This is a genomic window from Hymenobacter coalescens (assembly GCF_054783195.1).
The window spans coordinates 187,676-212,964 of the sequence record NZ_BAAGRA010000014.1 but is presented as its reverse complement, the minus strand read 5'-3'; the positions used below and the strand labels follow the sequence as shown (position 1 = coordinate 212,964).

The window sequence follows — 25,289 nt, the reverse complement described above, 5'->3', positions numbered from 1 at the left end:
AACTGTCATAAAATCAGTTGTTGGCGGGGGCAAGTACCACATTGTGGACAAATTTTATTTGCCCCCGCCAGCAGAGCCGCGGAGTCAAAAATCGTTCTTCAAGGTGCTTGGCGCACGTGCTTCACGACGTCGTTTTAAGCAAATTGCAGACGAGAAGTTGGCCGATTTCTTATGGTATAGCGCGAAGGCACTTACCATGAGCCAAGGCCCAGATGCTATTTTTTGCCAGCACCGGTATGTACCCTCTGCGGGCGGCATCCACCCAATAGATTTACTGATCATCTCTCCAGTGGAGCGAACGGTCAGCCTCTACGACCCGGTCGCGCATGCTCTATGCCTGCTAGACATTTCGGATGATCGACTTAATGCCTTCCTGACATACACGGAAGCCGTTCTAAATCCCGAGTCGGGAGTTATGATATGGTATGCAGCTCGCCCCGAAAAGGTCAGTGCCAAATACCAAAACGAAATAAGCCTGATTTGGCGGGATGCTGGGGCGCTCATCGCGTCGATGTATCTGATAGCGGAAGCACTCCGCCTAAACTGTTGCGCATTGGGTGTTTTGGGAAATAATGAACTCCGGGCTTTAACCGATAACTCGTCCATTTTGGGAGTTGGCGGTTGTATTATTGGCTCACGCTGAGCCAATGGAAATAACCCGCCAGCTGCGCAAGGACAAGCTTACCAAGAAAGGCTTTGCCCCCATCCAAATCACCATCTGCTGGGCGGGTCACCGCGTGCGCGTCTTCAGCGGCGAGAAGTGCCGGCCCGAGCACTGGGACGCGGACGACAGCCGGGTAAAAGCCATCAAAGGCTCCTACTACGCCCAGATTAACCCCAAGCTGGACGCCATCCAGAACGCCGCCGAGCTGGCCCAGGACGCGGCTGAGCAGCAGCGCCGGCGCCTGACGGAAGACGAGCTGCTGGCCGCCGTGGAGGCCGTCCTCAAGCCCCAGGAGGATGCGGTAGCTCCCCCACCCGCAGAGCCCGCGGATGAACGGCCCGAGTTCTTTCAGCTCATGAGCCGCTGGATCGAGGAATACGAGCAGAAGGTCAACCCGCGCACCTACCGGCCCATTCCGCCGCGCACCATCGAGGCGCTGCGCTCCACCCAGCACCGCTTCGAGCAGTTTGCTCAAGCCACCGGCCAGGAGCCGACCCTGGCGGGCATGAACCCCGAGTTCTACGACGCGTTCCGCCGCTACGTGCTCGAAGACTTGGGCCAGGAGCTGAACACCTTCGGCAAGCACATCAGCCGGCTGCGCACCTTCCTGACCTGGTGCGAGGAGCAGGACCTGGCTGTGAACCGCCGCTACCGCAAGTTCGTGGCCCCCTCGGTGTACGTGGGCGTCGACGCGCTGACCGAAGCGGAGCTGCGCCGCCTGCAGGCCCTGGACTTTGCATCCGCCGAGGTGCAGCAGCGGCTGCTGGAGCTGCGGGGCGCCACCCACGAGAAGGGCAACGACGCGGCCCGCTGGAGCTTTCAGCAGTGGGCGGCCAACGTGGAGCTGGCCCGCGACAAACTGCTGGAGTGCGTCTACACCGGCCTGCGCATCAGCGACGCGGACCTGCTCAGCTGGCAGCACGTCAAGCAGGACCAGCTGATTCACCTGCGCGCCGGCAAAAACCAGCATCTCTGCTACATTCCCTTCTACGACGACGAGCTGTTTCACCTGGTGGCGCTGGCCCGCAAGTACGAGGCGCGCACCGGCGGCACCCTGCTCGTGCCCAAGTGCTACCGCGTCAACGACTTTCTCAAGGTCGTGCAGGAGCTGGCCGGCATCAAGCGCCTCTCGCTCACGACCAAGATCGGCCGCAAGACCTTCGTCACGCTGAAGCTCTACCAGGGCGTGCCGCAGCGCCTGGTGATGCAGGCCACCGGCCACACCACCGAGAAGGCGTTCAACCACTACGTGGGCGTGGACACCTTGAAGCTGCTGCAGGAGTTCGTGCGCAAGTCGCCGGGCTTGCGCCGGCACGTGGCCTGAAAAAAGGGTGGCAAAAACGGGTGGCAGATTTGGGGGCAACGCCTTCCCGGCGGTTCCCACCCGCTCCCTGGCAACCGCCTGCACACGTCGCCCGCCCGGATTGCGTAGGAACCCTTGGGAACCTCTACCCCTCTGCTAAGTCCTGGCGCGACCACAAAAAACCCTCTTTGCACAGCGCAGAGAGGGTTTTTCTTTTCTAAATATCCCGGTTGGTAGACCGGAGAGTACCTACAGGCGCCGAGCGGTTCAACCGGGCTCTGGACCCCGGAAAAAGGCCGACAGCTCCATGGACACTGAAAAGTATCGCAGCAGGCCGCCGGCTCCGTACCCGTGGGCATTACTTGACCACCAAGTGGCCGCGCAGCATGCCCATGCCGCAGGTAAACTCGTAGCGCCCTGGCTTATCGGGCAGCAGGTCGATGTGGGTGGTTTGGAAGGCGGGCAGGTCGCGGCGGATGCGGAAGGCGGGCAGGAGCAGTTCTTCGGAGCAGCTGTTCTCCTCGTCGCGGTAAAAGCTCAGCCGCACGGGCGTGCCGCACTCCACCTCAATCACGTCGGGCGCGTAGCCGCTCTGCACGGTGATGTCCACCTGCTGCACCCCGCTCGACGAGGACGCGGCGCGGACCGGTTGGCGGGCCGCCAAGAAGAAGTACCAAAGGACGAAGGCGGCCAAGCCGACCCCAGCCAGCGTCACAAAGATTTCGGCGGTATCCATAACGGTTTAGCTTTTGAGCGGGGAAAAGCCACGCAGGCGCAGCGAGTTGGTCAGAACCGACACCGAGCTCAGGGCCATGGCCCCGGCCGCGAGCATGGGCGAGAGCAGCACGCCGAAGAAGGGATAGAGCAGCCCCGCGGCGACGGGAATTCCCAGCGTATTGTAGACGAAAGCAAAAAACAGGTTTTGCTTGACGGTCCGGATAGTCTGCCGGCTCAGGGCAATGGCCGTGACAACCCCGTTCAGGTCGGAGCGCATGAGGGTGATGCCGGCCGCTTCCATGGCTACGTCGGTTCCCCCACCCATGGCCAGTCCGACATCGGCCTGGGCGAGGGCCGGCGCATCATTGATGCCGTCGCCGACCATGGCGACGGTGCGGCCTTCCGCCTGCAACTGCTTCACCTTGCCGGCTTTGTCCTGGGGCAACACCTCGGCGAAGTAGCGCGTGATGCCTACCTGAGCGGCCACCTGGGCCGCCGTCTGCGGGTTGTCGCCGGTCATCATTACCACCTCCAGGCCCAGGGTCTGCAGCCGTTGGATGGCGGCCGCCGACGTTTCGCGCACGGTATCGGCCACCCCGATCAGTCCTGCCGCTTGCCCACCGATGGCTACGTAGAGCACTGTTTTGGCCTGGGCCAGCAGCGCTTCGGCTTGTGCTTGCAAGGCAACAGGCAGGCTTATGCTTGCTTCCGCCAGCAGACGAGCGTTGCCGATGAGCACTGGCTGGCCGTCGACGGTGGCAGCAGCGCCCTTGCCTTCCACGGCCTGAAACCCGGCTGCGGAACGCGCGGGCGCCTGTTGCGCGTCGGCGTGGCGCACGATTGCTTCGGCCAGCGGATGCTCGCTCTGTCGCTCGACGGCCGCCGCTACCGCCAGCAGCTGGGCCGTGTCCTGGCCCGGGATGGGTACCACGTCCGTCACGGCCGGCTCGCCGCGGGTGATGGTGCCCGTTTTGTCGAGTAACACGGTATTGACCCGGTGGGCTTTTTCCAGGGCCTCGGCGTTGCGGATGAGCACGCCGTGCTCGGCGCCCTTGCCGGTGCTCACCATGATGGCCGTGGGCGTGGCCAGGCCCAGCGCGCAGGGGCAGGCGATGATGAGCACGGCCACGAAGTTGACCAAGGCCAGCGGCAAGCGGGCCTCCACGGGTGCCAGGTCAAACCAGAGCACGAAGGTGAGAATGGCAATGACCACGACCGTGGGCACAAAGACGGCGCTGACTTGGTCGGCCAACCGCTGAATGGGCGCGCGGCTGCCCTGCGCGTCTTCCACCAGCTGCACGATCTGCGCGAGCAGGGTGTCGGCCCCCACCTTGGTGACGCGGAAACGAAAGGAGCCCGTCTTGTTCAGCGTAGCGCCAAACACCGGGTCGCCGGCTTTCTTCTCGACGGGCAGGCTTTCCCCGGTGAGCATGGCCTCGTCCACGGCCGAGTGGCCTTCTTCAATCACCCCATCCGTCGCCACTTTCTCACCGGGGCGCACCATCACCACGTCGCCCAGTTGCACCTGCTCGATGGGCACGTCCATCTCTTGCCCGTTAGGGCGCACCACGCGGGCGGTTTTGGCCCGCAGGCCCATCAGCGCCTTGATGGCCGCCGAGGTGCGGGTCTTGGCGCGCATTTCCAGCACTTTACCCAACAAGATGAGGGCAATGATGGTAGCGGTGGTGTCGTAATAGACCTCGGGCATCAGGCCGCGGTGCATAAACCAGCCCGGCGCCACGGTGGCGGCCAGGCTGTAGAGAAAGGCCGCGCCGGTGCCCACGGCAATCAGGGTATCCATGTTGGCGGCCCGGTGCTTGAAGCCGTTCCAGGCCGAAGCGTAGAACTCGCGGCCGCTGTACAGCAGCACCGGCAGGGTGAGCAGCAGCAGGACGTAGTTCAGCACCTGCATGTTCACGCGCTGCATCAGGGCGGGCCACAGCATGAGCATGCTCAGCGGCATGATGACAACTGCCAGCGCGGCGGCCACCCCGAACCGCCGCTTGAGCTTCAGGTACGCCAGTGCCTTTTGCCGATCGAGTTCGGCCTGCCGGTCCGCCGCGCTGGTGGCCGGTGCCCGCTCTGCCACCCCGTAGCCGGCCTTGACGACGGCTGCTTTCAGCGTGGCCGGCGAGGCTTGGGTGGGCTCGTATTCCACCGTGGCTTTCTCGGTGGCCAAGTTGACCATGGCCCGCTGCACGCCGGGTGTGCGGGATAAGGATTTCTCCACGAAGGCCGCGCAGGAGGCGCAGGTCATGCCTTCAATGTCGAGGGTTTCGGTTTTTGTGGTAGGCTCCATGGCAGGAATTGACGGCTGGCGCTGAACGCTCGTACAAGGTCCTGATCGAGCCGTTTAGCACCCTACAAAGGAACGGCCGCTACCGACCGAAGTTGGTACGGAATCCGTCCTCAGACTTGCATAATTCCGCCCTGCCCCAGCGCGTGGTAGTTTATAAAATTCGACTTGGGGGTTATATAATTTGGCCCCCTAAGCTCCGCCTGCCGGGCTGCCGTTCAGGCCTAAAGCCGTTTTCCCCGGATCTGGACGCGCATTTTCTGAGCGATGGGCAGGTAAGGGTTCCTCGTTGGGAAACCCTTTCTTGGCTACTGCTGTACAGGACCCGTCTTCTTTCATGCGGAAGAAGCCTATTTTTGCGGCAGCCTCCCTCCCGTTATGTTCCGTAGCCTGTTCCCTTTCCGACGACTGTTGGCGACGAGCTTTCTGCTCGTCTTCGTCAATGTGTTCGTAGGACAGTGCTGGTGCGCGGTCATCAACCCGGTAGTGGCGGCGCCGGTGCCCAAGACCTTGCCCCCCGTGGGCAAGCCCACGCATGCGGGCTGCCACGGCCACGCCACCAAGCAACCGGCGCCGGCCAACGCCAAGCATGCGCAGCAGAAGTCGGAATCCAAGCCGGGCAAATCGGCTGGTTCGCACGACTGCTGCAAGGACAACTCGGCAGCCGTTTTTAAGTCGCTCGCGACGCCCGGCGAAAAGCAGCTGCTCGCGCCGGCTCCGGCCCTATTGCCGGTAGCGTCGGATTTTTTCTTCCGGCCAGCCGCAGGTCGCTGGGACCGTTCCCGTTCGGTGGTGCTGGTGCCGCGCAAGCACCTGCCGCCCAAAATCCCTGACATCCGGATTTTCATTCGGTCCCTGACGGTCTGATTCCGTTGACGCGCCAAGGCTCGCCCTGGCATAGCTGTGCTATGTCCCGGGGCGGGCCTTGGCGTTGGCGTACCTGCTGCCCAGCGCCTTGGCGGTGCGCCCCCGCTTCCCCTGTTTGCTTGGAGTCCTTGCCTGCCACCACAGCGCGGTGGCCGGGAAACGGGTACCTCTATCCATCGAAACCCTCTCGCCGCCCGCTTTCCGGCCCTCGCGCTGTGGTGGCGCCGTGCCTGGTACCGTGCCCCGGCAACAACGGCAATCCATGAGCCGGCACCTGCGGGCGGTGGCCTTTCCCTCTTCTGTTCAACCCCGATTTCTTTTCGCATGTACCGCCTTCCTCTTTCCCTGCTGGCCCTCGCCGGCCTGCTTACCGCCACCAGCTGTTCGTCGGATACCGATTCCGGCAGCGACACCAATACCGTGACGACGCCGACCAACGGTTCGGCCGAAGGCACGGCTGAGCACGCCGGCGGGCACACCTACGCCTGCCCCATGCACCCCGAGGTAACCAGCACCAAGGCTGGCGAAAAGTGCCCCAAATGCGGCATGAACCTGGAGCACAACGACAACGTGGGCAACGGCAAGACCTACCAGATGCAGCTGGTAGCCACGCCGGCTCAGCCTACCGCCGGCCAGCCCACCACGCTGGCCTTCAAGCCCCTGGACGCGGGCAACACCGCGGTACCCGTGCCGCTGGATGTGGTGCACGAAAAGAAGATTCACCTGATCATCGTCAGCAAAGACCTGGGGCAGTTCTACCACGAGCACCCGGAGTACACTGCCGACGGCGACTACAAGGTGAAATACACGTTCCCCAAGGGCGGCGAGTACGTGCTGTTTCAGGACTACACGCCCACCGGCGCCGGCCACCAGCTGGGCCGCCAGCCCCTCACGGTAAAAGGCCCCGCTTACGCCCCGGTGAAGTTCAAAAACGACGACATGCAGTGGGAAAAGGACGGCTACCAGGCCACCCTGTCCTTTGACAAAGACCTGAAAGTAGGCCAGCTGCTGGGCATGAAAATCAACATCACCAAAGGCGGCCAGCCCGTCACCGACCTGGAGAACTACCTCGGCGCGCTGGGCCACGTGGTCGTTATCAGCGAAGACACCGAGCAGTACCTGCACGTGCATCCCAACGACCAGGCCGACAAAGGACCCGCCATTGGCTTCGGTACCAGCTTCGAAAAGCCCGGCCTCTACCGCGTCTTCCTGCAGTTCAACCACGGCGGCCAGATTCGCACCGGCGACTTCACCATCAACGTGAAGGCCTAAATCCCTCGCACTTACTTTTTGCTCCCTCCCATGAAGCTTTTGCAATTGCTCGCCGCCCTGCTGCTGGCCGCTCCCCTTTCTCTCTCAGCCCAGCACGGCCACAAGCCCGGCGCGGCGGCTCACGGCCACAACGCCGCCGGCGAAACCCACGCCCACGCAGCCCCCCACGGCGGCATCGTACGCACCGCGGGCAAGTATCACGTGGAGCTGCTGCTCAAGGGCGGCCAGATGACCGTGTACCTGCTCGACGACAAAGAGCAGAGCCAGTCCAACAAAGGCCTCACGGGCACGGCCATGCTGCAGCAGGGCGGCAAGACGACCACCGTGAAGCTGGCTGCCTTCGGCGACAATCAGCTGCGCGCCCAGCTGCCGGCTGGGGCCACGCCCACCACGGCCATCATCACGCTGCGTCGCGGCACCGAGACCATCAACGCCCGCTTCGACAAGCTGGCCAGTACCGCCGCCAAAGCCAAAGCCCTGAGCTACGCCTGTCCCATGAACTGCGCAGGTAGTGCCAGCGACAAGCCCGGCAGCTGCCCCAAGTGCGGCATGGCCCTGGTGAAGAAGTCGTAAGTGCCCGTTGGCCGGGCGCTGAGTGCCCGGCTCCGCCCTAGCCGCTCGGTGCTGCCTGCACCGGGCGGCCCCGGGGGCGGCTTTCCCCTGATGCTATGAAGTACCCTGGAATGCATGTACTCCTGGGCTGGCTGGCCCTGCTGACCTTGCTGCTGAGCGGCAGCGCGGGCCAGGCCCAAACGCCCATCAGCCTCGACAGCGCCGAAGCCCAAAGCCTGCGCCGCCACCCGCGGCTGCGGCAGAGTGAGCAGGAAATAGCCGAGCAGCGCGCCCTTAAGCGGGGCAGCTTCGCGCCGGCCAATCCGGATTTTCTGTGGGCGGCTCCCACCGGCGAAATGTGGGCGCCGGGCGTGGTCCAGACCATCGACCTGCCCAATGTGTACCGACGCCAGCGCCAGGTAGCCGAAGCGGGCGTGACCCTGGCCGAGCGCAACCGCGACGTGAGCCGCGCCACCGTGCTGCGCGACACGCGGCTGGCTTACCTCACCTTGCAGTTTGCCGAAGCCCAGGTGCGGCAGCTGACCTACCAGGACAGCCTGTTTCAGGTCCTGCGCGTGGCCACGGAGCGGCTGTATGCCGCCGGCGAAGTCACCTCCCTGCAGCGCATCAGCACCGATGCCGAGGCCCGGCAGGTAACCGTGCAGCGGCAGCAGGCCGAAGCCGACCTGAGCGCTGCCCGGCGGCGGCTGGGCTTGCTGCTGGGGCGGCCCGATGACGTGCTGACCACCAGCACCGATTTGCGCCGCAGCGGCCCCGAGCTGGCCCAGGCGGGCAGCTCCCTGCTCAGCGGCCTGCCCTCCGACGACAGCACGGCCCTAGTGCGCAGCCCCACGCTGGCGGTGGCCACCCAGAACGTGGCCCTGAGCCAGTCGGGCATCAGCCTGGTGCGGGCCCGGCGCACGCCGGCGCTTACCCTGGGCTATCAGAACCAGGGCTTTGAAAACTCGCCCATCCGGTACCGCTTTCAGTTCGGCGTGTCGGTGCCCATCTGGTTTTGGACCTACGGCGCGCAGCTGCAGGCGGCCACGGCCCGCAGCCAGGCGGCCAGTTACCAGCTCCAGACCCAACGCCTGGAGCTTAGCACCCAATACCAGCAGGCCCTGGCCGACTCGCGCAAGTTTGCCGCTTCGCTGGGCTACTACGAGCAAACCGGCCTGCCCCAGTCGCGGGCCATCATCAGCCAGTCGCAGCGCCTGTTTCGGGCCGGCGAAATCAGCTACCTGGTGCTGATTCAGAGTTTGAACCAGGCCTTCACCATCCAGAACACCTACCTGACCACCATCCGCGACTACCGTCAGGCCCTGGTGGAACTCACTTACCTGCGGGGCGACTAACATGAAACACCTCCTGATCCTGTTGCTGGGCCTCCTGCTGCTGAGCGGCGCGGCCCGTGCCCACGGGGGCGAAGACCACGGCGACGAGGCCAAGGCCTCTACCCCGGCCGGCGCCACCAGCTTTTCCGTGGCGGCACTGTCGGAGCAGTTTGAAGTGCTGCTGCGCTTCGAGCCGCTGGAAGGCGGCGAGCCGGCCGACCTGCGCCTGTTTCTCTCCGACTACGTCACCAATGCCCCCATTAAGGGCGCCAAGCTTACCCTCACCAATCCCGAAGACGCCAACCTGAAGTGGGCCGTGACGGAACAGGAGCCGGGCATCTACTTGGTGGAGGGCGAGTTTCCGGCCAACAAGCCCTACAGCTTTGCCCTGAACGTGGTGGCCGGGGAGCGGGCCGATCTGCTGCTGCTCGAAGGCATCCGGGTGGGCGAGAAACTGCCCGTGGCGGCCGCCGAGCCAGCCGCGGGTTCGTCGCTATTCGCTTCCTGGAAAGTCGTGCTGGCCCTCATTGGGGCCTTTGCCCTGGGCATCGGCCTCACGGCGCTGCTGTTGCGCCGACGCCGCGCCGTACCCCCGGTATCCACCCCAACGTCTCCCGTGTATGAAAACCGCGCATAAATTCCTGACTGCTTCGGCGGCCGCCGGCCTCGTGCTGACGGTATTGCTGCCGCCCCCGGCGGCCGTGTTTGGCCACGGCGGCGAAGACCACGGCGAAGCGGCCAAAGCCAGCACCGGCACGGCCCTCGCCGACGAGGTGCTGCTGCCCAAGGAAAGCCAGTTTCTGTTTCAGGTGCGCACTGCGCTGGCGACCTACTCCGCTTCCTACAGCCGCGCCACGCTCTACGGCACCGTGTCGGCCGCGGCCGGCGGCGAAGGCCGCATTGTGGTGCCCCAAACCGGCCGGGTGGTAAGCCTCTCGGCCCAGGTAGGGCAAGCGGTGCGGGCCGGTCAGCCGCTGGCCGTCATCGAGCAAACCCTGGACGCTACCCAGCAAATCGGGCTGAGCACCGAGCGCGCCAACGCCCAGGCCGAACTGCGCGCCGCTCAGCAGGACTACGCCCGCCTGCAAAGCATTGCCGATATAGCGGCCCGCAAGGACGTGGTGGCCGCCGAGCTGCGCCTGCGCCAAGCCCGGCAGAACGCGGCCATTCTTAACGGGCAGGGCCAGCAACGGCGTACCACCATTACCTCGCCCGTGAGCGGCACCGTGGACGTATTCAACCTGGCCGTGGGCCAGCAGGTAAACCAGGGCGACGAGCTGTTCCGCGTTATCAACCCCGGCAAGCTGCGCGTGGAAGCCCAGGTGTTTGCTCAGGACCTGGCCAAGGTGACGCCCGGCGCCCGGTTTCGGGTGGAGGGCCTGCAGGGCCAGGCAGGGGTGCCGGCCCGGCTGGTGGTGTTCAGCAACGTGGTAAATCCCGTGAATCAGGCCCGCCAACTCATTCTGGAGCTCGACGCCACCGAGGGCAGTGCCTACCGCCCCGGCCAGGCCGTGAACGTGCAGGTGCTAGGCCAAGGCGAGCAGGGCCGCAAACAGCTGGTGGTGCCCACCGCGGCCGTGACCGACCTGAACGGCAAGCCCGTGGTGTTTGTGCACACCGAGCCCGAGCACTTCAAGATCCGCTACGTGCAGCCCGGCGCCGTGAACGGCCAGCAAACCGTACTGGTGCAGGGCGAGGTCAACGAAAATGACCGCGTGGTAACCCAGGGCACCTACCAGCTCAAATCCATCTACCTGAATCAGTAGGCATGCTCGACAAGATCATTCGCTTTGCGCTGCAGAACCGCCTGCTGATGCTGGCCTTTGCCCTGGGGCTGGTCATTGCGGGCACCTACACCTCGCGCCAGCTGCCGGTGGATGTGCTGCCCGACCTGGACCGCCCCCGCGTGACCGTGTTTCTGGAAGCGCCGGGCATGGCCCCGGAAGAAGTGGAAGCCCTGGTGACTTTGCCGGTAGAAACGGCCCTGAACGGCGCCACCGGCGTGTCGGCGGTGCGTTCCAACTCGGCCATCGGCCTGGGCATGGTGTTCGTGGAGTTCGACTACGGCACCGACATTTTCACGGCCCGCCAGATTGTGAGCGAGAAGCTGCAAACCACCGGCGAGCAGCTGCCGGAGGGCATCACGCCGGTGCTAGGGCCCATTTCCTCGGTGATGGGCCAGATCATGCTGGTTGGGCTGTCGGTGGATGAGAAGGTTGGCGTTAAAAGCCAGGGGGCCGGCGCGGCTGCTTCAGCTGACAACCCAAAAACCAACGCCGCCGACCTGCGCACCCTGGCCAACTATACGGTGCGGCAGCGTCTGCTCTCCATTCCGGGCGTGGCCCAGGTGATTCCCATCGGCGGCGACAACCTGCAGTACCAGGTGCTGCTGGACATGCCCCGGCTCAACGCCACGGGCATCACCGTGAATCAGGTGGAAGACGCCCTGCGCCGCTCCAACCTTAACACCACCGGCAACTTTATCGACCGCAACGGCTCCGAGGTGCTCATCCGCAACCTGGGCCGGCTGCGCTCGGTCGCGGACATCGAGAATATCATCGTGGGCTACCGCGACCAGTCGCTCGTGCGGGTGGCCGACGTGGCCAAGGTGGAGTTCGGGGCGCGCTTCAAGCGCGGCGACGGTAGCGTAAACGGCCGCCCGGCCGTGATTCTAAGCATCGAGAAGCAACCGGGCGCGGCTACGGTAGGGCTGACCGAAGCGGTGGAAAAAGCCCTGGTGGAGCTGAAGCCTTCGTTGCCGAAGGATGTGCAGGTAAACACGCGCCTGTTCAAGCAGTCAGAGTTCATCAACTCGTCCATCACCAACGTGGAAGAGGCCCTGCGCGACGGGGCCATTCTGGTGGTTATCGTGCTGTTTGCCTTCCTGCTGAACGTTCGCACCACCTTTATTTCGCTGGTGGCCATTCCCCTCTCGCTGCTAGTCACGGCGCTGGTGTTTCGCTTTGTGGGCATCAGCATCAACACCATGACGTTGGGCGGGCTGGCTATTGCCATCGGCGAGCTGGTGGACGACGCCATCGTGGACGTAGAAAACGTGTACCGGCGCCTGCGCGAAAACAAGCAAAAGGCCAGGCCGCAGCCGGTGCTGCAGGTAGTGTACGCCGCGTCGTCGGAGGTGCGCAATTCCATCGTATATGCCACCATTATCGTGGTGCTGGTGTTTCTGCCGCTGTTTGCGCTGGAGGGCATGGAAGGCCGCATTTTCGCGCCGCTGGGCATTGCTTACATCACCAGCATCGTGGCTTCGCTCTTTGTCTCGCTCACGGTCACGCCGGTGCTGTGCTACTACCTGCTGCCGCGCATGAAGCAGATGGACCACCCCGAAACCGACGGACCGCTGGTGCGCTGGCTCAAGCGCAAAGACACGCGCCTGCTGCACTGGGGCCTCACGCACCCCAAGCTGGTGCTGACCACCACCGGGCTGCTGTTTGTGATGGCCGCGGCCATGGTGCCGTTTTTCGGTACCGAGTTTCTGCCGCCCTTCAACGAAGGCTCGCTCACGGTGAACTTCTCGGCGCCGGCGGGCACTTCGCTGGCTGAGTCGAACAAGCTGGGCACTTTGGGCGAGCAGCAGATGCTGCGGATTCCGGAAGTGGCCTACACCGCCCGCCGCACCGGCCGCGCCGAGCTGGATGAGCACGCCGAATCGGTCAACAACTCGGAAATCGAGGTGGCCTTTAAGACCGAAGAGGAGCTGGAAAAAGAGGGCAAAACCATGCGCAGCCGCGACGAAATCCTGGCCGACATGCGCCAGCGGCTGAGCCTGATTACGGGCGTGAACGTGAACATCGGCCAGCCCATTTCGCACCGCCTCGACCACCTCCTCTCGGGCGTGCGGGCGCAGGTGGCCATCAAGGTATTCGGCAACGATTTGCTGGAGCTGCGCCGCTACGCCAACGACATTCGGGCGGTGGCCAGCACCGTGCCGGGCGTGGTGGATTTGCAGGTGGAAAAGCAGGTGCAGATTCCGCAGCTGCTCATCCGGCCCCGCGACGAGGCCCTGCGCGCCTACGGCATGGCGCGCGGCGAAGTGGTGCGCGACCTGGAAACGCTGTTTCAGGGCGCGGTGGTGTCGCAGATGCTCGACGGCCAGAAGCGCTTCGACCTAGTGGTGAAGCTGCCTGAAACCCAGCGCAACGACATCACGGCCATCAGCCAGACCCGCATCGAAACGCCCAGCGGGGCCCTGATTCCCGTCAGCCAGGTAGCCGACATCAGCTACGAGCCGGGGCCCAACACCATCAACCACGAAAACACCCAGCGGCGCATCACCATCTCGCTGAACGTGGCCGAGCGCGACCTGGGCTCTACGGTGAAGGAAATTCAGCAGAAAGTAAGCCAGCAGGTGAAGCTGCCGCCGGGCTACTACCTGACTTACGGCGGGCAGTTCGAGAGCCAGCAGTCGGCCTCGCAAAAGATTCTCTGGCTGAGCCTGTTCTCCTTGGCCGGCATTTTCCTGGTGCTGTTCTCGCACTTCAAGTCCAGCTACATGGTGGGCCAGATCATGCTCAACATCCCGCTGGCCCTCATCGGCTCGGTGGTGGCGGTGCTGCTCACCGGGGGCACGTTCAGCATTGCCTCCATGGTAGGCTTCATCACCCTCACCGGCATTGCCTCGCGCAACGGCATCATGATGATTTCGCACTACATCCACCTCGTGGAGCACGAGGGCGAGACGTTCGGCAAGGACATGATCATTCGCGGCTCCCTGGAGCGCCTGGTGCCGGTGCTCATGACGGCGCTGGTGGCCGCCCTGGCGCTGGTGCCGCTCACGCTGGCCAAGGACGCGCCAGGCAAGGAAATTCTGTACCCGGTGGCCACCGTGATTCTGGGCGGCCTGCTCTCCTCTACCTTCCTCGATATCATCGTGACGCCGGTGGTGTTCTGGCTGGTGGGCGAAAAAGCCCTTGCTCAGTACTTTGCCGCGCACCGGGAAACGGGCCTGGACGACCACCCGCAGGAGCTAGATGCGGCGCCGCTCACGCCGCCTTCGGATCTGAACCCGGTGGGCCGCGCCTGAGCGGTGCACCGGTGCTTTCTCGCCGCAGGATGGTCTTTAGGAAAGGGTGATTCTCGGCATAGCCGCGCGGCCGCGCCAGTGGGCTTGCGTGGGCCGTTGTTGCCATCCGGCGCCAAGCCCTGGGGGCTGATTTTTTGCGGGCTTGGCAATCAGGCGTAGCGGCCCACGCCCTGCGCGCAAGCTCGCCGGCTTTTCTCCCGCTCTGGGTCGCGTACAGCAGCTTTTGCTGCGATATATAGCGGAAGCCCGATCCGACTGCCGCGCAACGCCGTAGATCCACCACAATTCCAACCACACCAAATCCCTAAACCCATGTTGAAGCACGTTTTTTCCGCGGCAGCCCTCCTGCTGGTCGTGAGTACTGGTTTGTCGACGACCTCGCTGGCCCAGACCAAAACCAAGACCAAGGAAGACAAGATGAAAATGAAGGAAAAGAAGGCCATGAACGGCTCTTCCACCGGCGGCAGCATGAGCAGTTCAGGCAGCATGGCGGGCTCTTCGGCCGGCGTGATGGTGGGCGGCGCCATGATGACGCCCGACAAGGACATCGTGGCCAACGCGCTGGGGTCGGCCGACCACACGACGCTGGTGACGGCCGTGAAAGCCGCCGATCTGGTACCGACGCTGCAGGGCGCCGGCCCGTTTACCGTGTTTGCGCCCACCAACGCGGCCTTCAACAAGCTGCCCGCCGGCACCGTGGAAACGCTGGTGAAGCCTGAAAATAAGCAAACCCTCACCACCGTACTGACCTACCACGTGGTGCCCGGCCGCTACCTGGCCGCCGACCTGGCCGATGGCCAGACGCTGACCACCGTGCAAGGCGAAAAGCTGACCGTAATGAAGAAAGGCGGCGCCGTGATGCTGCGCGACAGCAAAGGCGGCATGGCTACCGTCTCGATTCCCAACGTGGTATCGAGCAACGGCGTCACCCACGTGGTGGATACCGTGCTGATGCCGGGCCGCTAACCGCGCCGCGCGGCGTCGTGCCCAAAGCCCTTCCCGGTGCGCCGGGGAGGGCTTTTTTGTGCCCGCCGTGCGGCGGCGGCGGGCGCGCCGAAACCACGGCCGTTACCCTTATAGCTTTGGCTGCGTATACAGCCCGATTACCGTTCCTTTCCACACTCCCAACCCTGACTCGCCATGTTGAAAAAAACCATTTCCGCCCTAGCCCTGACGCTGGCCCTGTGTACCGTAGCCGAAGCCCAAACAACCAAGACCTCGAGCGACGGAGAGAAAACCAAGTCGAAAGACATGGACGGCACCAAGACCAAGACCAAAAACGACGACAACGGCAATACCAAGATGAAGGGTAAAACCGAAGCCGGCGACAAAATGAAGTCGAAGGTCAAGCCCATGAACGGCTCGACCATGGACGGCTCGATGAATTCGTCGGGTAGCTCCACCGGCGGCTCGATGATGAATTCCTCGGGCACCATGGACAACTCCGGCAACACGTCGGGGAGCATGAACTCCTCGTCGGGCACGGGCACGACCACCCCAAGCTCGACCGGTACCATGAGCACCCCGAGCTCGACCGGCACGATGAGCACCACGCCCGCCACGACCACTCCGACCACCACCCCCACCGGCACGACCACCGATCCGAGCATGAACTCCTCGGGCACCATGAGCGGTAGCGGCACCTCGGGCTCGATGAACAACAGCACGGGCACGATGACGACCACGCCCAGCTCCACCGGCACCACTACGGCCCCAATGGGCACCACGGACTCGTCGACGGGCACCATGAGCACCGGTTCGGCCGACGACATGCGCGTAGGCCGCCGCATGAAGCCGGGTAAAGAAACCAAAATGAAGGCCAAGAAGGATAAGATGAAAGCGAAGTCGGAAATGTAATTCTCCCGGCCAGCAGCCATTCCGCCGCGGCGGGTCACGAAAACATCATCGTGGCCCGCCGCTTTTTTTGTACCCACATGGTTCGCTAACTAAATGATTTGCGCACTTTTGCCGACGTTTTTCTTCCCTTTTTTTCTCCCGCTTACCGCATGAAACACTTCTTCGCCGCACTGCTGGCGGCTGGGCTGGGTCTGGCTTCGGCCACGGCTCAGGTGCTGCCGCCGGCTGCTCCTTCCAACCTCCAGGGAGTGGCCCTGCGGGACTGGCTGCGCCAAAACTGGTACGACGGCCTGCGCGTGGACCTGGGCTACAGCGACGCCCGCGGCAAAATGTACAACTACGTGGACGTGTTCAACAACCAGTTGACCTGCGTGTACTCCGGCTATTCGGTGCCCAAAACCCTCGACTCGACCAGCGTGAGCACCGCCAACGTGGGCCTCATCAACTGCGAGCATAGCATTCCGCAGTCGTGGTTCAACGAGGTAAGCCGCATGCGCTCCGACATCCACCACCTGTACCCTACCTACACGCAGTGGAACTCCAACCGGGGCAGCGACCCGTTCGGCGAGTTGCCCGACGCGCAGACGCAAACCTGGATGCGCGGCACCGTCAGCCAAAGCACTATTCCGACGACCAACATCGCGGAATGGAGCGAGGACACGAACAGCATGTTTGAGCCCCGCGAAGACCACAAGGGCAACCTGGCCCGCACGGCGTTCTACTTCTATACCATGCACGCCAACGAGACGTTCGACCCGGGCAAAAACGTGATTACCGCCCTGGCCGACCTGCCAACGCTCTACCAGTGGCACCTGGCCGACCCGGTAGACGCCCGCGAGCGGGAGCGGAACCGCCGCGCCGCCAAGGCTCAGGGCAACTTCAACCCCTACATCGTGGACCCCTCGCTGGTGGCCCGCGCCTGGGGCTTTGCGCCGGCCGGCCCGACGGTTTCCTTTGCTGCCGCTACGGGCAGCGCCGCGGAAGGCAACAGCGGTACGACCACCTACACCGCGACGCTGACCGTCAGCCCCGCGCCCACCGCCGCCGTGACGGTGCAAGTGGGCTTGAACACGGCCAGCTCCACGGCCACTTCGCCTGCCGACTACACCTTCAGCCCGCAGACGGTAACCTTCGCGGCGGGCCAGACTTCGCAGACCGTGGCGGTGACCATCAACGGCGACACGCAGCCGGAAGCCGATGAAACCGTGCGCCTGGTGCTGCAGACCACCTCGGCCGGTCTCTCCGTTGGCTCGCCGAACACCCACGACCTGACCATCCGCAACGACGACGGCAACCCCGCCCAGGTGCAGTTCTTCACGACGGGTGCCAGCAGCCCCGAAGGCAACAGCGGCCTGACCAACCACACCATCATCGTTTCGCTCTCGGGCGTGACGACGGGCGTCGCCTTCCCCCTCACCGTGCCCGTGACGGTGGACCCCGCCAGCACCGCCAGCAGCCCCGGCGACTACAACATTCCCGTGGGCAGCGTGACTTTCCAAAACGCGGCCGCCCAGACGGCTTCTTTCTCACTGGAAGTCAACGGCGACACCCAGGTAGAGCCGAACGAAACGGTTCGCCTCGTGCTGGGCACGCCCTCGGATGCGTCAGTGGTGCTGGCCGTCAACCGCACGTACACCCACACCATCGCCAACGATGACGCCCCGGCCCCCGGCAGCGGCGGCTGCGACGAGCTGTTCTTCTCCGAGTACGTAGAATCGAGCGGGGCCACCCGCGCCGTGGAAATCTACAACCCTTCGGCTAGCCCGGTGGACCTGACCGGCTACCGCTTGCTGCGCTTCGCCAACGGCAGCCGCACGCCCCAGGCGCCCTACAGCCTGAGCGGCACCATCGCCCCGGGCGGCACTTACGTGGTAGCCACGCCGGGTTCGGTAGCGGCGGTGCTGGCCCTGGCCAACGCTACCAGCACAGTGGTTGACTTCAACGGCGACGACGCCATGGCCCTCTTCAACGGCACCGACACGCTGGACATCATCGGCGTGATCGGGCAGCAGCTTAGCTGGCCCGTAGCCGGCGGCACCACCCTCAACAACACCCTGCGCCGCCTCGCGACGGTGGGCGGTGGCAGCACCAACTGGACCACTGCCGCTGCGGGCTGGCAGGCCGCCGGGGTGGATGCCTTTGCGGACCTGGGCCGCCACACCAGCACCGCCTGCACCGTTACGGGCACGGCGAAGGCTGCCGCGTTGGGCACTGGCATTCAGGTGTTTCCGAACCCCGCCGCCGACGCCCTGTACCTGCGCCTGCCCGGCCTGAGCGGCCGCCGCGCCGCCAGCATCGGCCTCTACGACGGCCTGGGCCGGCAGGTGCTGCGCACGCAGCGCACCCTCAACGGTGCAGAAGCGGCGGCGCTGACCTTGCCGGTGCTGCCGGCCGGCCTTTACACCGTGCGCGTCACGGTGGACGGCGTGCAATACAGTGCCCGCGTGGCCGTACAGCGGTAGCCCCCGCTTCGGCGTTGCTCGGCCATTTGTTCGAAAAGCCTCCCCGGTAGTGCCGGGGAGGCTTTTTTTGCGCCGAAAGCAGGGCCGGGGCGGGGCATGCGCGCCAGCTCCGCACCGGGTAGGCAACGCGCGCGAACCAGCAAACAAACGGCGCAATATTAACCCCGCTTAACACTTGACCAGCAAGACTATACCGCGTTTGCAAGCCCGACTGCAGCATCGTAACTTGGCCACCCCGCAACGCCCGCTGCGCCGCGGACTACCCCGTTTTCCCACCCCACTGACCACCTATGCTGAAATCTTACGCTCGTTGCGGCCGTGGCTGGCTGCTGTTGCTGCTGCTGCTGTTGCCGGGCTTGTCGGGCCGGGCCCAGCAAACCGACAAAAAAATAGTGCTCCAGGCTTTCTGGTGGGACTATTGGAACACCAACTACCCCGCCGGCTGGGCCAACTACCTGGCTGACTTGGCGCCGCGCCTCAAGGCCATGGGCATCGACGCGGTGTGGATTCCGCCCGTCTCCAAAAACAAGGATGCCATCAGCAACGTGGGCTACTCGCCCTTCGACCACTACGACCTCGGCGACAAGTACCAGAAGGGCGCTACCACCACCCGCGTGGGCACCAAAGACGAGCTGCTGCGCATGATTGCGGTGCTCCACGCCAACGGCATTGAGGTGGTGCAAGATGTGGTGCTCAACCACGCCGACGGGGCGGGCGGCACCAACGGCTACGGCGGCTACGACCCCGACCCCTACTCCACGCAGAGCAACGCCGGTTACAAGAGCTTCCGCTACGCCAGCTACGCCACGCCCGCCCCCGAAACCGAGCCCAGCCCGGCGGCGGCCCACGAGAGCAGCATTGCGGCGGAGTACCTGACCCGCCGGGGGCGCTGGCCAAAAAACTACGCCAACTTTCATCCCCACTTCGGCCACAACAGCACCTCGGGCGCCCTGGCCGAACCCATGTTCGGGCCCGACTTCTGCTACGGCGACGACGGAGCCGGCAACGGCTACGGCGGGCTGAGCAGCGCCGTACTCGCCCAGTACCCCGCCGCCTACAACCCCGCCCAATCCAACGACTACTCCCGCAACGAAGCCCGCAGCTGGCTGCTGTGGCTTAAAAAGCAAACCGGCGTGGACGGCTTCCGCTGGGATGCCGTGAAGCACTTCAGCTACGCCGCCCAGCAGGACTGGAGCTACAACCTGAAGTACCTGAACGGCTGGGCCAACGGCGGCCAGGCCATGTTCAACGTAGGCGAATACGTGGGCGGCAAGGCCGAGCTGGACGGCTACGTGAACGACGTAAACGCCCGCAACGGCGGTTCGGAGTTCATGCTGGGCACCTTCGATTTTGGCCTGCGCGAGGGGCTGTACGGGCTAGTGACGGGCAGCGGCAACTTCGATGTGGGCAGCCTGCCCAGCCGCCAGCAAGACCGCCGCGTGGCCCAATACGGCAGCGGAACCTCGGCCGTGTACGTGCACCGCACGGTGCCCTTCGTGAACAACCACGACACCTTCCGGCCGCAGCTGAGCGCCACCGGCACCTACACCGGCTGGAACACCGGCTCGGAGCTGGCCCCGCACATCGACCCGTTTGAGCCGCGCCTCTCGGCCGCTTACGCCGTGGCCCTGGCCGTGGACGGCGCCCCGCAAATCTTCTTCGAGGACCTCTTCAACGTGGGCGGCACGGGCAAGCGCTTCAGCCACCTGCCCACCTCCGCCACCGACCTGCCGGTGCGCCCCGACCTGGAAAACCTGATCTGGTGCCACCAGAACCTGCGCTTCAAGGACGGCGCCTACCGGGTGCGCTGGCAAGCCCAGGACCACCTGGTCATCGAGCGCAGCGCCCGGGCCCTCGTGGGCATCAACGACAGCTGGGACCAGTGGCAGAACCACACCGTGGAAACGGATTTTGCGGCCGGCACCCGCCTCAAGGACTACTCCGGCGCCAACGGCAACGACGTGAAGACCGTGTTTACGGGCGGCGACGGCAAACGCTACGTGAACATCAACACCCCGCCCTGCAACGGCTCGGCCGCCCAGGGCCGCCGCGGCTACTCGGTGTGGGGCCCCGAAAACCTGGGGGCCGCCTACGCTCCACCGCGCAGCGTGCGCACCGAGCAGGAGTGGGAAATGGCCGACGACCTGGGCGACCGAAACTGCCAGAGCCTGGGCCAGGGCGGCCGCCTGCCCGACTACTCCACCAACACGCGCGTGGTGGGCAAGATCTTCGTGCGGAGCGGGCAGGCCGTGAACTACGAGCTGTACCCCGAGTTGCCCAACACCGGCCGCCAACTTACGCTGAGCCTGCACGACGCCCAGGGCCTGCGCCTGCACGCGGCCGATGGCGCGGCCGCCCTCATCGGCAGCTACACGCCGGCCGCCACCGGCTGGCTCACGCTCAAAGTGCGCAACGCGGCCGCCACCTACACCGGGCAGCGCTGCTTCGTGAAGGCCAGCTACGTGGCTCCGGCTTCCCTGGACGCGCGCGCCACCCCGGCCGCGCCGGCTGTGGCCGTGTGGTCGGGCAACGACCTGACGGCCGACCCGACCAATTGCCGCAATTGGGAAGGCGGTTTGCTGCCCTCGGCCAGCGTGGACGTGCGTATTCCGGCCGGCAGCATGGTGATGCCGGCCTTGGGCACTGGCTCCCTGCAAGCCCGCCACCTCACCGTGGAAGCCGGGGCCACCTTGGCCGTGGCCGCCGGGGCCACGCTGCGCCTGAGCGGCAACCTCAGCAACGCGGGCACCCTGGCGGCGGCTGGCACCGTGGAGCTGGCCGGCAGCAGCCGCCAAACGCTGGAAGGCCCCGGCACGCTGAGCTTCAACCACCTGACCATCAACAACGCGGCCGACGTGCGCCTGCTCAGCTCCGCCATCGTGACGGGCACGCTGGCTTTCACCACCGGCCGCCTGCTGCTCGACAACCAGTCGCTGACGCTGACCGCCACGGCCACGCTGGCCGGCACCGACGCGGCGCGCTACGTGGTGACCAACGACGCCCCGACCGGGGGCGCGCTGCTGCGCCCGGCCGCCGCCGGCGCCACCCTGCTGTACCCGGTGGGCACCGCGGCCAGCTACACCCCGCTCACCCTGCAGAACACGGGCAGCACTGCAGCCGACGTGGCGGTGCGCGTGTTCGGCGGCACGCTGCAAAACGGCACCAGCGGCGCTCCGCACGCCCAGGCGGCCGCCTTCGTGGGCCGCACCTGGCAAGTGACGCCCAGCGGCCCGCTGACGGGCACGCTCACGCTGCAGTGGAACGCCGCCGACGAAAGCGCCAGCTTTGACCGCAGCCGGGCCACCGTGCTTCAGTACAACGGCGTGAGCTGGGGCTCGTGGAGCAGCACGGCCGCCGTGAGCGGCACCGGACCGTTTACGGCCACGGCCGCTGGTGTGAATAGCTTCTCCTCGTTCGGGGTGGGCACGGGTGGCGCCGTGCTGCCCGTGTCGCTGCTGGGCTTCCGGGCCGAGCGGCGCGGGCCGCGCACGGTGCAGCTGCGCTGGGCCACGGCCCAGGAGAAAAACAATGACCGCTTCGAGGTGGAGAAATCGACCGACGGCCACCGCTTCGGGCGGGTGGGCGTGGTGAGCGGGCACGGCACCACTACCCGGGCCCAGGCCTACGTCTTCGCTGATGCCGAAGCCCCGGTGGCCGCTTACTACCGCTTGCGGCAGGTGGACAGCGACGGCACGGCCACTTATTCCGATGTGCAGTACGTGGCTGCGGCCGACGCCGCCCTGGCGCTCTTCCCGAACCCGACCACCGGCGAGGTGCACCTGACGGGCCTGCCCGAGCACGCCCCGGTGCGCCTGGCCTTGCGCTCGGCCACGGGCCGCGACATTTACCGCAGCTCGGAAACCATGCCGGCCGCCGCCGCCCAGCAGCAGCTCAGCACCGCGCTGCGCCGCGCCGCGCCCGGCCTCTACGTGCTCACCGTGGACCTCGACGGCCACCTGCGGCAGCTGAAAGTACTGAAGCAGTAGTCGCGGCCCTGTGCACTACCCTTCGGGTGGCTTTTCGGCTGGTCTGATGATCGGCCGAAAAGCCACCTCTTTTTTGGGCGCCGGAGCCGGCCCACTCAAGCAGGCCCAGGGCGCTTATTCTGCGCCGCGCCGCTGGGTACACACATCCCAGGAGCCCACCCGGCTGGTGCCTGCCGGGTGGCAACTACTGCGCGGGGCGGCCGGCCGTTTCGAGCAGGTCCTGGTATTCGGCGTGTTGCTGCACGAACTTGGCCACGAAGGGGCAGCTGGCCCGTACGCGCAGCTTCTGCTGCCGGGCCCAGTTCAAGGCCTCTTTGGCCAGGGCTTCGCCGGCGCCTTTGCCGCGCAGCCCCTCGTCGACGTAAGTATGCTGGATGTCAACTAAATCAGCCTGCGGGCGGCTGTACGACAGCTCGCCTTCGTAGCCGTGGCTGGTGAGGTAAAAGGTCTGGTCTTCGGATTGGTGCTCGATGTGCATGGCCAGAATGAAAACGGTGGGAGGGGCGGCACAAGGCGCACCCGCCTTCACGAGTACGGTGCGCGGGCTTCGTCCGTTCAGCCGGCTGTTGCGTATAAGCACAAGCGCCGGCGTCCCACCGCTGTGTTTCTCACTCCCCTTTTATGAACCCACCCACTACCACCGCCGAGTCCTCCCTGACCCGCCCGACCGCTATCAGTACCGTCACCAATTCCGCTACGCCGACGGCAGCTCTGCCAGCGACGAGTCGGCCGGCCGCCACCGTACGCGTGCGCTACTGGGAGCACATGGACCCGGCCAGCAAGAGCCTCTACCCGGTAGATTAGGCAGCTCAGACGGCTGGCCTTTCACACCATCCTTCCCTTACTCCGATGAGTTCCAACCAACCTGAGAAGGCTGCCGATTCGCAACGGCCGCAGTCTACATCTGCAGCGACGGAGGCTTCCGAAGGCACTTCGCAATCCATGCTGGACCGCGAAACCTACGGGCAGATCCTCGACCAACCTGCCCCGGACGCGGACACTTCCGATCTGACGTCGGGCCTGAACCAACCCGCCTCGCAGCACCTCGGCAACGAAGAGCGCGTGCCCGGCGAGGAAAACCGCAACGCCCGCGGCGAATAAGCTCGTTGAGCGCCGCATGCACGCCCCGGCGCGGGGCGTGCATGCGTGGTCCTGCCAGCCAGCTTTGCGTACACTACTTTACGTTTCATTTACATCCGCAACCATGGCATCGACACCTCAGCCTCCGCAATCCGATAACTCCAACAAGCAACCGGCGCAGCGCCCCGACACAGCGGACCGCCCCACGCCCGCCGAAGAAAACAACAACACCGAGGGTGGCAGCACAGGCATGCTCAACCGGGAAACCCACGGGCAGATTATGGCTCGCAACACCGCCGACAGGATCTACTCCGACGGCAGCGACGACACCGAGACGCCGCGCCCGCCCACGCTCAGCGACGACACCGCGGGCTTCGACCCGACCAACCGCACCCGCTAGCCCACAGCGAGACGATTACGCCGCCCGGCCGCGGCTTCCAGCACCTGCTGGAAGCCGCGGCCGGGCGGCCTTTTGCGTGGGGAGGCTACCGCTTGGGCTAGTCTTAGGAGTTGCCGACCCGTGGCCATCAGTCTGCCACGCCCGGGCGTGTATATTCGCGCTGTTCATCACGCTAACCGCGCCGGTCTCCGCGACTGAGGCGCTCCGTACATGGCTATCCGCCCCCTCTCCGAAGTGCACTGGCCCGAAGCCCGCGCCATCTACGAAGCCGGCATTGCCACCGGCAACGCCACGTTCGCCACGGCAGCCCCCGACTGGCCGACGTGGGACCAGGACCACCTGGCGCACAGCCGCTTCGTGGCCTTGGATGATGCCTCTGGCCAGGTGCGGGGCTGGGCGGCGCTGTCGCCCGTGTCGGGGCGCTGCGTGTACGGAGGCGTGGCGGAGGTGAGCGTGTACGTGGCGGCGGCGGCCCGCGGCCAGGGCGTGGGCCGGCAGCTGCTGCAGGCCCTGGTGACTTCATCTGAGCAACACGGCATGTGGACGCTGCAAGCCGGCATTTTTCCGGAAAACGAGGCCAGCGTGCGGCTCCACGAGGCGGCGGGTTTTCGGCTGGTAGGTCGCCGCGAGCGAATCGGGCGGATGGGCGACCGGTGGCGCGATACGCTGTTGCTGGAGCGCCGCAGCGCCGTGGTCGGGGCTGAGGCGACGCTGCATGGCCGCTAACGGCTGGCCGGCCTGGCCCAGGCTACTGCTGGCGGAGCTGTTGGGCACCGGGTTTCTGGTCTTTTTCGGCACGGGAGCCGTGGTGGTGAACCAGCTCTACGGCGGAGCGCTGGGGCACGCCGGCGTTGCTGGCGCCTGGGGCCTGGTGGTGCTGGCCCTCATCTACGCATTTGGCGAGGTATCCGGGGCGCACCTGAACCCGGCCGTGTCGTTGGCCTTCGCGGCGGCGGGGCGCTTCGGGTGGCACTTGGTACCCGCGTACGCTGCGGCGCAGTGTGCGGGTGCCGTAGGGGGCAGCTTGCTGCTGCGGGGGCTATTTCCGGCCGCCGCCACGCTGGGGGGCACTTTGCCTTCCGGACCGCTGCTGCAGTCGTTCGTGCTGGAAACGGTGCTTACGCTGCTGCTGATGCTGGTGGTGCTGCGCGTTTCATCGGGGGCGCGCGAGAAGGGCATCACGGCGGGACTGGTGGTGGGGGCCGTGGTGATGCTGGAAGCCCTGGTGGCCGGCCCGGTATGCGGCGCGTCCATGAACCCGGCCCGTTCGCTGGGCCCCGCGCTGGTGAGTGGGCAGTTGCAACACCTTTGGCTGTACCTAGCGGCGCCGGTGCTCGGGGCGCTGCTGGCCGTGCCGCTGGCCCGGGCCCTGCGCCCCCCGGCCGAGCCCAGCTAGCCGTTCGGCATGCACGGCGGGCAGACCTAGCGCCCGACAAAAATCCGACAGGCCGCCGCCAT

Annotated in this window: 21 protein-coding genes; 18 read left to right on the top strand and 3 right to left on the bottom strand. The window is 65.5% G+C overall.

The genetic code is table 11. From position 1 onward, the window contains the following. Positions 1 to 43: 43 nt before the first annotated feature. Entirely contained in the window at positions 44 to 643 is a 600-nt protein-coding gene (locus tag ACYVKQ_RS10075; RefSeq protein WP_460578029.1) for a nitroreductase family protein, read from the top strand. Between the two features lie 4 nt (positions 644 to 647). Beyond that, entirely contained in the window at positions 648 to 1,988 is a 1,341-nt protein-coding gene (locus ACYVKQ_RS10070) for a tyrosine-type recombinase/integrase (RefSeq protein WP_460578028.1), read from the top strand. Between the two features lie 337 nt (positions 1,989 to 2,325). Here ACYVKQ_RS10070 and ACYVKQ_RS10065 read toward each other — a convergent pair whose 3' ends face one another. Both ACYVKQ_RS10065 and ACYVKQ_RS10060 read right to left on the bottom strand, forming a co-directional pair. Next, a complete protein-coding gene (locus tag ACYVKQ_RS10065) occupies positions 2,326 to 2,703 on the bottom strand; it encodes a cupredoxin domain-containing protein (RefSeq protein WP_460578027.1) in 378 nt (125 codons plus the stop codon). A 6-nt stretch (positions 2,704 to 2,709) separates the two neighbouring features. After that, entirely contained in the window at positions 2,710 to 4,983 is a 2,274-nt protein-coding gene (locus tag ACYVKQ_RS10060; RefSeq protein ID WP_460578026.1) for a heavy metal translocating P-type ATPase, read from the bottom strand. A 408-nt stretch (positions 4,984 to 5,391) separates the two neighbouring features. Between ACYVKQ_RS10060 and ACYVKQ_RS10055 the strand changes: the two genes are divergently transcribed. The 11 genes from ACYVKQ_RS10055 (at position 5,392) to ACYVKQ_RS10005 (ending at position 22,351) form a co-directional block, all read left to right on the top strand. Beyond that, entirely contained in the window at positions 5,392 to 5,847 is a 456-nt protein-coding gene (locus ACYVKQ_RS10055; protein WP_460578025.1) for a hypothetical protein, read from the top strand. A 324-nt stretch (positions 5,848 to 6,171) separates the two neighbouring features. Beyond that, positions 6,172 to 7,119 carry a heavy metal-binding domain-containing protein gene (locus tag ACYVKQ_RS10050; protein WP_460578024.1) on the top strand — a complete coding sequence of 316 codons (948 nt, stop codon included), beginning with the start codon at positions 6,172 to 6,174 and terminating at the stop codon, positions 7,117 to 7,119. A gap of 30 nt (positions 7,120 to 7,149) precedes the next feature. After that, positions 7,150 to 7,692, top strand: a complete 543-nt coding sequence (locus tag ACYVKQ_RS10045; protein ID WP_460578023.1) for a heavy metal-binding domain-containing protein — start codon at positions 7,150 to 7,152, stop codon at positions 7,690 to 7,692. 95 nt (positions 7,693 to 7,787) lie between these two features. Continuing rightward, positions 7,788 to 9,026 carry a TolC family protein gene (locus ACYVKQ_RS10040; RefSeq protein WP_460578022.1) on the top strand — a complete coding sequence of 413 codons (1,239 nt, stop codon included), beginning with the start codon at positions 7,788 to 7,790 and terminating at the stop codon, positions 9,024 to 9,026. Between the two features lies 1 nt (position 9,027). Next, a complete protein-coding gene (locus ACYVKQ_RS10035) occupies positions 9,028 to 9,642 on the top strand; it encodes a hypothetical protein (RefSeq protein WP_460578021.1) in 615 nt (204 codons plus the stop codon). Further along, a complete protein-coding gene (locus tag ACYVKQ_RS10030; RefSeq protein WP_460578020.1) occupies positions 9,626 to 10,771 on the top strand; it encodes an efflux RND transporter periplasmic adaptor subunit in 1,146 nt (381 codons plus the stop codon). Before ACYVKQ_RS10035 ends, ACYVKQ_RS10030 begins: the two co-directional genes overlap by 17 nt. A gap of 2 nt (positions 10,772 to 10,773) precedes the next feature. Beyond that, entirely contained in the window at positions 10,774 to 14,046 is a 3,273-nt protein-coding gene (locus ACYVKQ_RS10025; protein ID WP_460578019.1) for an efflux RND transporter permease subunit, read from the top strand. Positions 14,047 to 14,514: 468 nt separating this feature from the next. Next, the gene (locus ACYVKQ_RS10020; RefSeq protein WP_460675465.1) at positions 14,515 to 15,012 is read left to right on the top strand and encodes a fasciclin domain-containing protein; all 498 of its coding nucleotides are present in this window, start codon (positions 14,515 to 14,517) and stop codon (positions 15,010 to 15,012) included. Positions 15,013 to 15,186: 174 nt separating this feature from the next. Then, positions 15,187 to 15,903 carry a hypothetical protein gene (locus ACYVKQ_RS10015; RefSeq protein ID WP_460578018.1) on the top strand — a complete coding sequence of 239 codons (717 nt, stop codon included), beginning with the start codon at positions 15,187 to 15,189 and terminating at the stop codon, positions 15,901 to 15,903. Between the two features lie 149 nt (positions 15,904 to 16,052). Then, positions 16,053 to 18,365, top strand: coding sequence for an endonuclease (locus ACYVKQ_RS10010; protein WP_460578017.1), 2,313 nt, complete (start codon positions 16,053 to 16,055; stop codon positions 18,363 to 18,365). Between the two features lie 290 nt (positions 18,366 to 18,655). Then, the gene (locus ACYVKQ_RS10005; protein WP_460578016.1) at positions 18,656 to 22,351 is read left to right on the top strand and encodes an alpha-amylase domain-containing protein; all 3,696 of its coding nucleotides are present in this window, start codon (positions 18,656 to 18,658) and stop codon (positions 22,349 to 22,351) included. Between the two features lie 184 nt (positions 22,352 to 22,535). On the opposite strand, the gene ACYVKQ_RS10000 is transcribed toward ACYVKQ_RS10005, so the two are convergent. Further along, on the bottom strand, positions 22,536 to 22,829 hold the full coding sequence (locus tag ACYVKQ_RS10000; protein WP_460578015.1) for a GNAT family N-acetyltransferase: 294 nt from the start codon (positions 22,827 to 22,829) through the stop codon (positions 22,536 to 22,538). A 143-nt stretch (positions 22,830 to 22,972) separates the two neighbouring features. On the opposite strand from ACYVKQ_RS10000, the gene ACYVKQ_RS09995 reads away from it, so the two are divergent. The 5 genes from ACYVKQ_RS09995 (at position 22,973) to ACYVKQ_RS09975 (ending at position 25,227) form a co-directional block, all read left to right on the top strand. Beyond that, positions 22,973 to 23,155 (top strand): hypothetical protein, encoded by a 183-nt coding sequence (locus ACYVKQ_RS09995; protein WP_460578014.1) that lies wholly within the window; start codon positions 22,973 to 22,975, stop codon positions 23,153 to 23,155. 45 nt (positions 23,156 to 23,200) lie between these two features. Next, positions 23,201 to 23,452 carry a hypothetical protein gene (locus tag ACYVKQ_RS09990; protein ID WP_460578013.1) on the top strand — a complete coding sequence of 84 codons (252 nt, stop codon included), beginning with the start codon at positions 23,201 to 23,203 and terminating at the stop codon, positions 23,450 to 23,452. Positions 23,453 to 23,555: 103 nt separating this feature from the next. Beyond that, entirely contained in the window at positions 23,556 to 23,831 is a 276-nt protein-coding gene (locus ACYVKQ_RS09985) for a hypothetical protein (protein ID WP_460578012.1), read from the top strand. Positions 23,832 to 24,041: 210 nt separating this feature from the next. Next, positions 24,042 to 24,557 (top strand): GNAT family N-acetyltransferase, encoded by a 516-nt coding sequence (locus ACYVKQ_RS09980; RefSeq protein ID WP_460578011.1) that lies wholly within the window; start codon positions 24,042 to 24,044, stop codon positions 24,555 to 24,557. Then, the gene (locus ACYVKQ_RS09975) at positions 24,547 to 25,227 is read left to right on the top strand and encodes an MIP/aquaporin family protein (RefSeq protein WP_460578010.1); all 681 of its coding nucleotides are present in this window, start codon (positions 24,547 to 24,549) and stop codon (positions 25,225 to 25,227) included. Before ACYVKQ_RS09980 ends, ACYVKQ_RS09975 begins: the two co-directional genes overlap by 11 nt. Positions 25,228 to 25,289 lie beyond the last annotated feature (62 nt).

What these genes read in the sequence shown, in the direction of transcription:
- ACYVKQ_RS10070 (WP_460578028.1), top strand. Translation starts at nt 648, where the DNA reads ATGGAAATAACCCGCCAGCTGCGCAAGGACAAGCTTACCAAGAAAGGC.
- ACYVKQ_RS10065 (WP_460578027.1), bottom strand. Translation starts at nt 2,703, where the DNA reads ATGGATACCGCCGAAATCTTTGTGACGCTGGCTGGGGTCGGCTTGGCC.
- ACYVKQ_RS10060 (WP_460578026.1), bottom strand. Translation starts at nt 4,983, where the DNA reads ATGGAGCCTACCACAAAAACCGAAACCCTCGACATTGAAGGCATGACC.
- ACYVKQ_RS10050 (WP_460578024.1), top strand. Translation starts at nt 6,172, where the DNA reads ATGTACCGCCTTCCTCTTTCCCTGCTGGCCCTCGCCGGCCTGCTTACC.
- ACYVKQ_RS10045 (WP_460578023.1), top strand. Translation starts at nt 7,150, where the DNA reads ATGAAGCTTTTGCAATTGCTCGCCGCCCTGCTGCTGGCCGCTCCCCTT.
- ACYVKQ_RS10040 (WP_460578022.1), top strand. Translation starts at nt 7,788, where the DNA reads ATGAAGTACCCTGGAATGCATGTACTCCTGGGCTGGCTGGCCCTGCTG.
- ACYVKQ_RS10035 (WP_460578021.1), top strand. Translation starts at nt 9,028, where the DNA reads ATGAAACACCTCCTGATCCTGTTGCTGGGCCTCCTGCTGCTGAGCGGC.
- ACYVKQ_RS10030 (WP_460578020.1), top strand. Translation starts at nt 9,626, where the DNA reads ATGAAAACCGCGCATAAATTCCTGACTGCTTCGGCGGCCGCCGGCCTC.
- ACYVKQ_RS10025 (WP_460578019.1), top strand. Translation starts at nt 10,774, where the DNA reads ATGCTCGACAAGATCATTCGCTTTGCGCTGCAGAACCGCCTGCTGATG.
- ACYVKQ_RS10020 (WP_460675465.1), top strand. Translation starts at nt 14,515, where the DNA reads ATGAGCAGTTCAGGCAGCATGGCGGGCTCTTCGGCCGGCGTGATGGTG.
- ACYVKQ_RS10015 (WP_460578018.1), top strand. Translation starts at nt 15,187, where the DNA reads ATGTTGAAAAAAACCATTTCCGCCCTAGCCCTGACGCTGGCCCTGTGT.
- ACYVKQ_RS10010 (WP_460578017.1), top strand. Translation starts at nt 16,053, where the DNA reads ATGAAACACTTCTTCGCCGCACTGCTGGCGGCTGGGCTGGGTCTGGCT.
- ACYVKQ_RS10005 (WP_460578016.1), top strand. Translation starts at nt 18,656, where the DNA reads ATGCTGAAATCTTACGCTCGTTGCGGCCGTGGCTGGCTGCTGTTGCTG.
- ACYVKQ_RS10000 (WP_460578015.1), bottom strand. Translation starts at nt 22,829, where the DNA reads ATGCACATCGAGCACCAATCCGAAGACCAGACCTTTTACCTCACCAGC.
- ACYVKQ_RS09995 (WP_460578014.1), top strand. Translation starts at nt 22,973, where the DNA reads ATGAACCCACCCACTACCACCGCCGAGTCCTCCCTGACCCGCCCGACC.
- ACYVKQ_RS09990 (WP_460578013.1), top strand. Translation starts at nt 23,201, where the DNA reads ATGAGTTCCAACCAACCTGAGAAGGCTGCCGATTCGCAACGGCCGCAG.
- ACYVKQ_RS09985 (WP_460578012.1), top strand. Translation starts at nt 23,556, where the DNA reads ATGGCATCGACACCTCAGCCTCCGCAATCCGATAACTCCAACAAGCAA.
- ACYVKQ_RS09980 (WP_460578011.1), top strand. Translation starts at nt 24,042, where the DNA reads ATGGCTATCCGCCCCCTCTCCGAAGTGCACTGGCCCGAAGCCCGCGCC.
- ACYVKQ_RS09975 (WP_460578010.1), top strand. Translation starts at nt 24,547, where the DNA reads ATGGCCGCTAACGGCTGGCCGGCCTGGCCCAGGCTACTGCTGGCGGAG.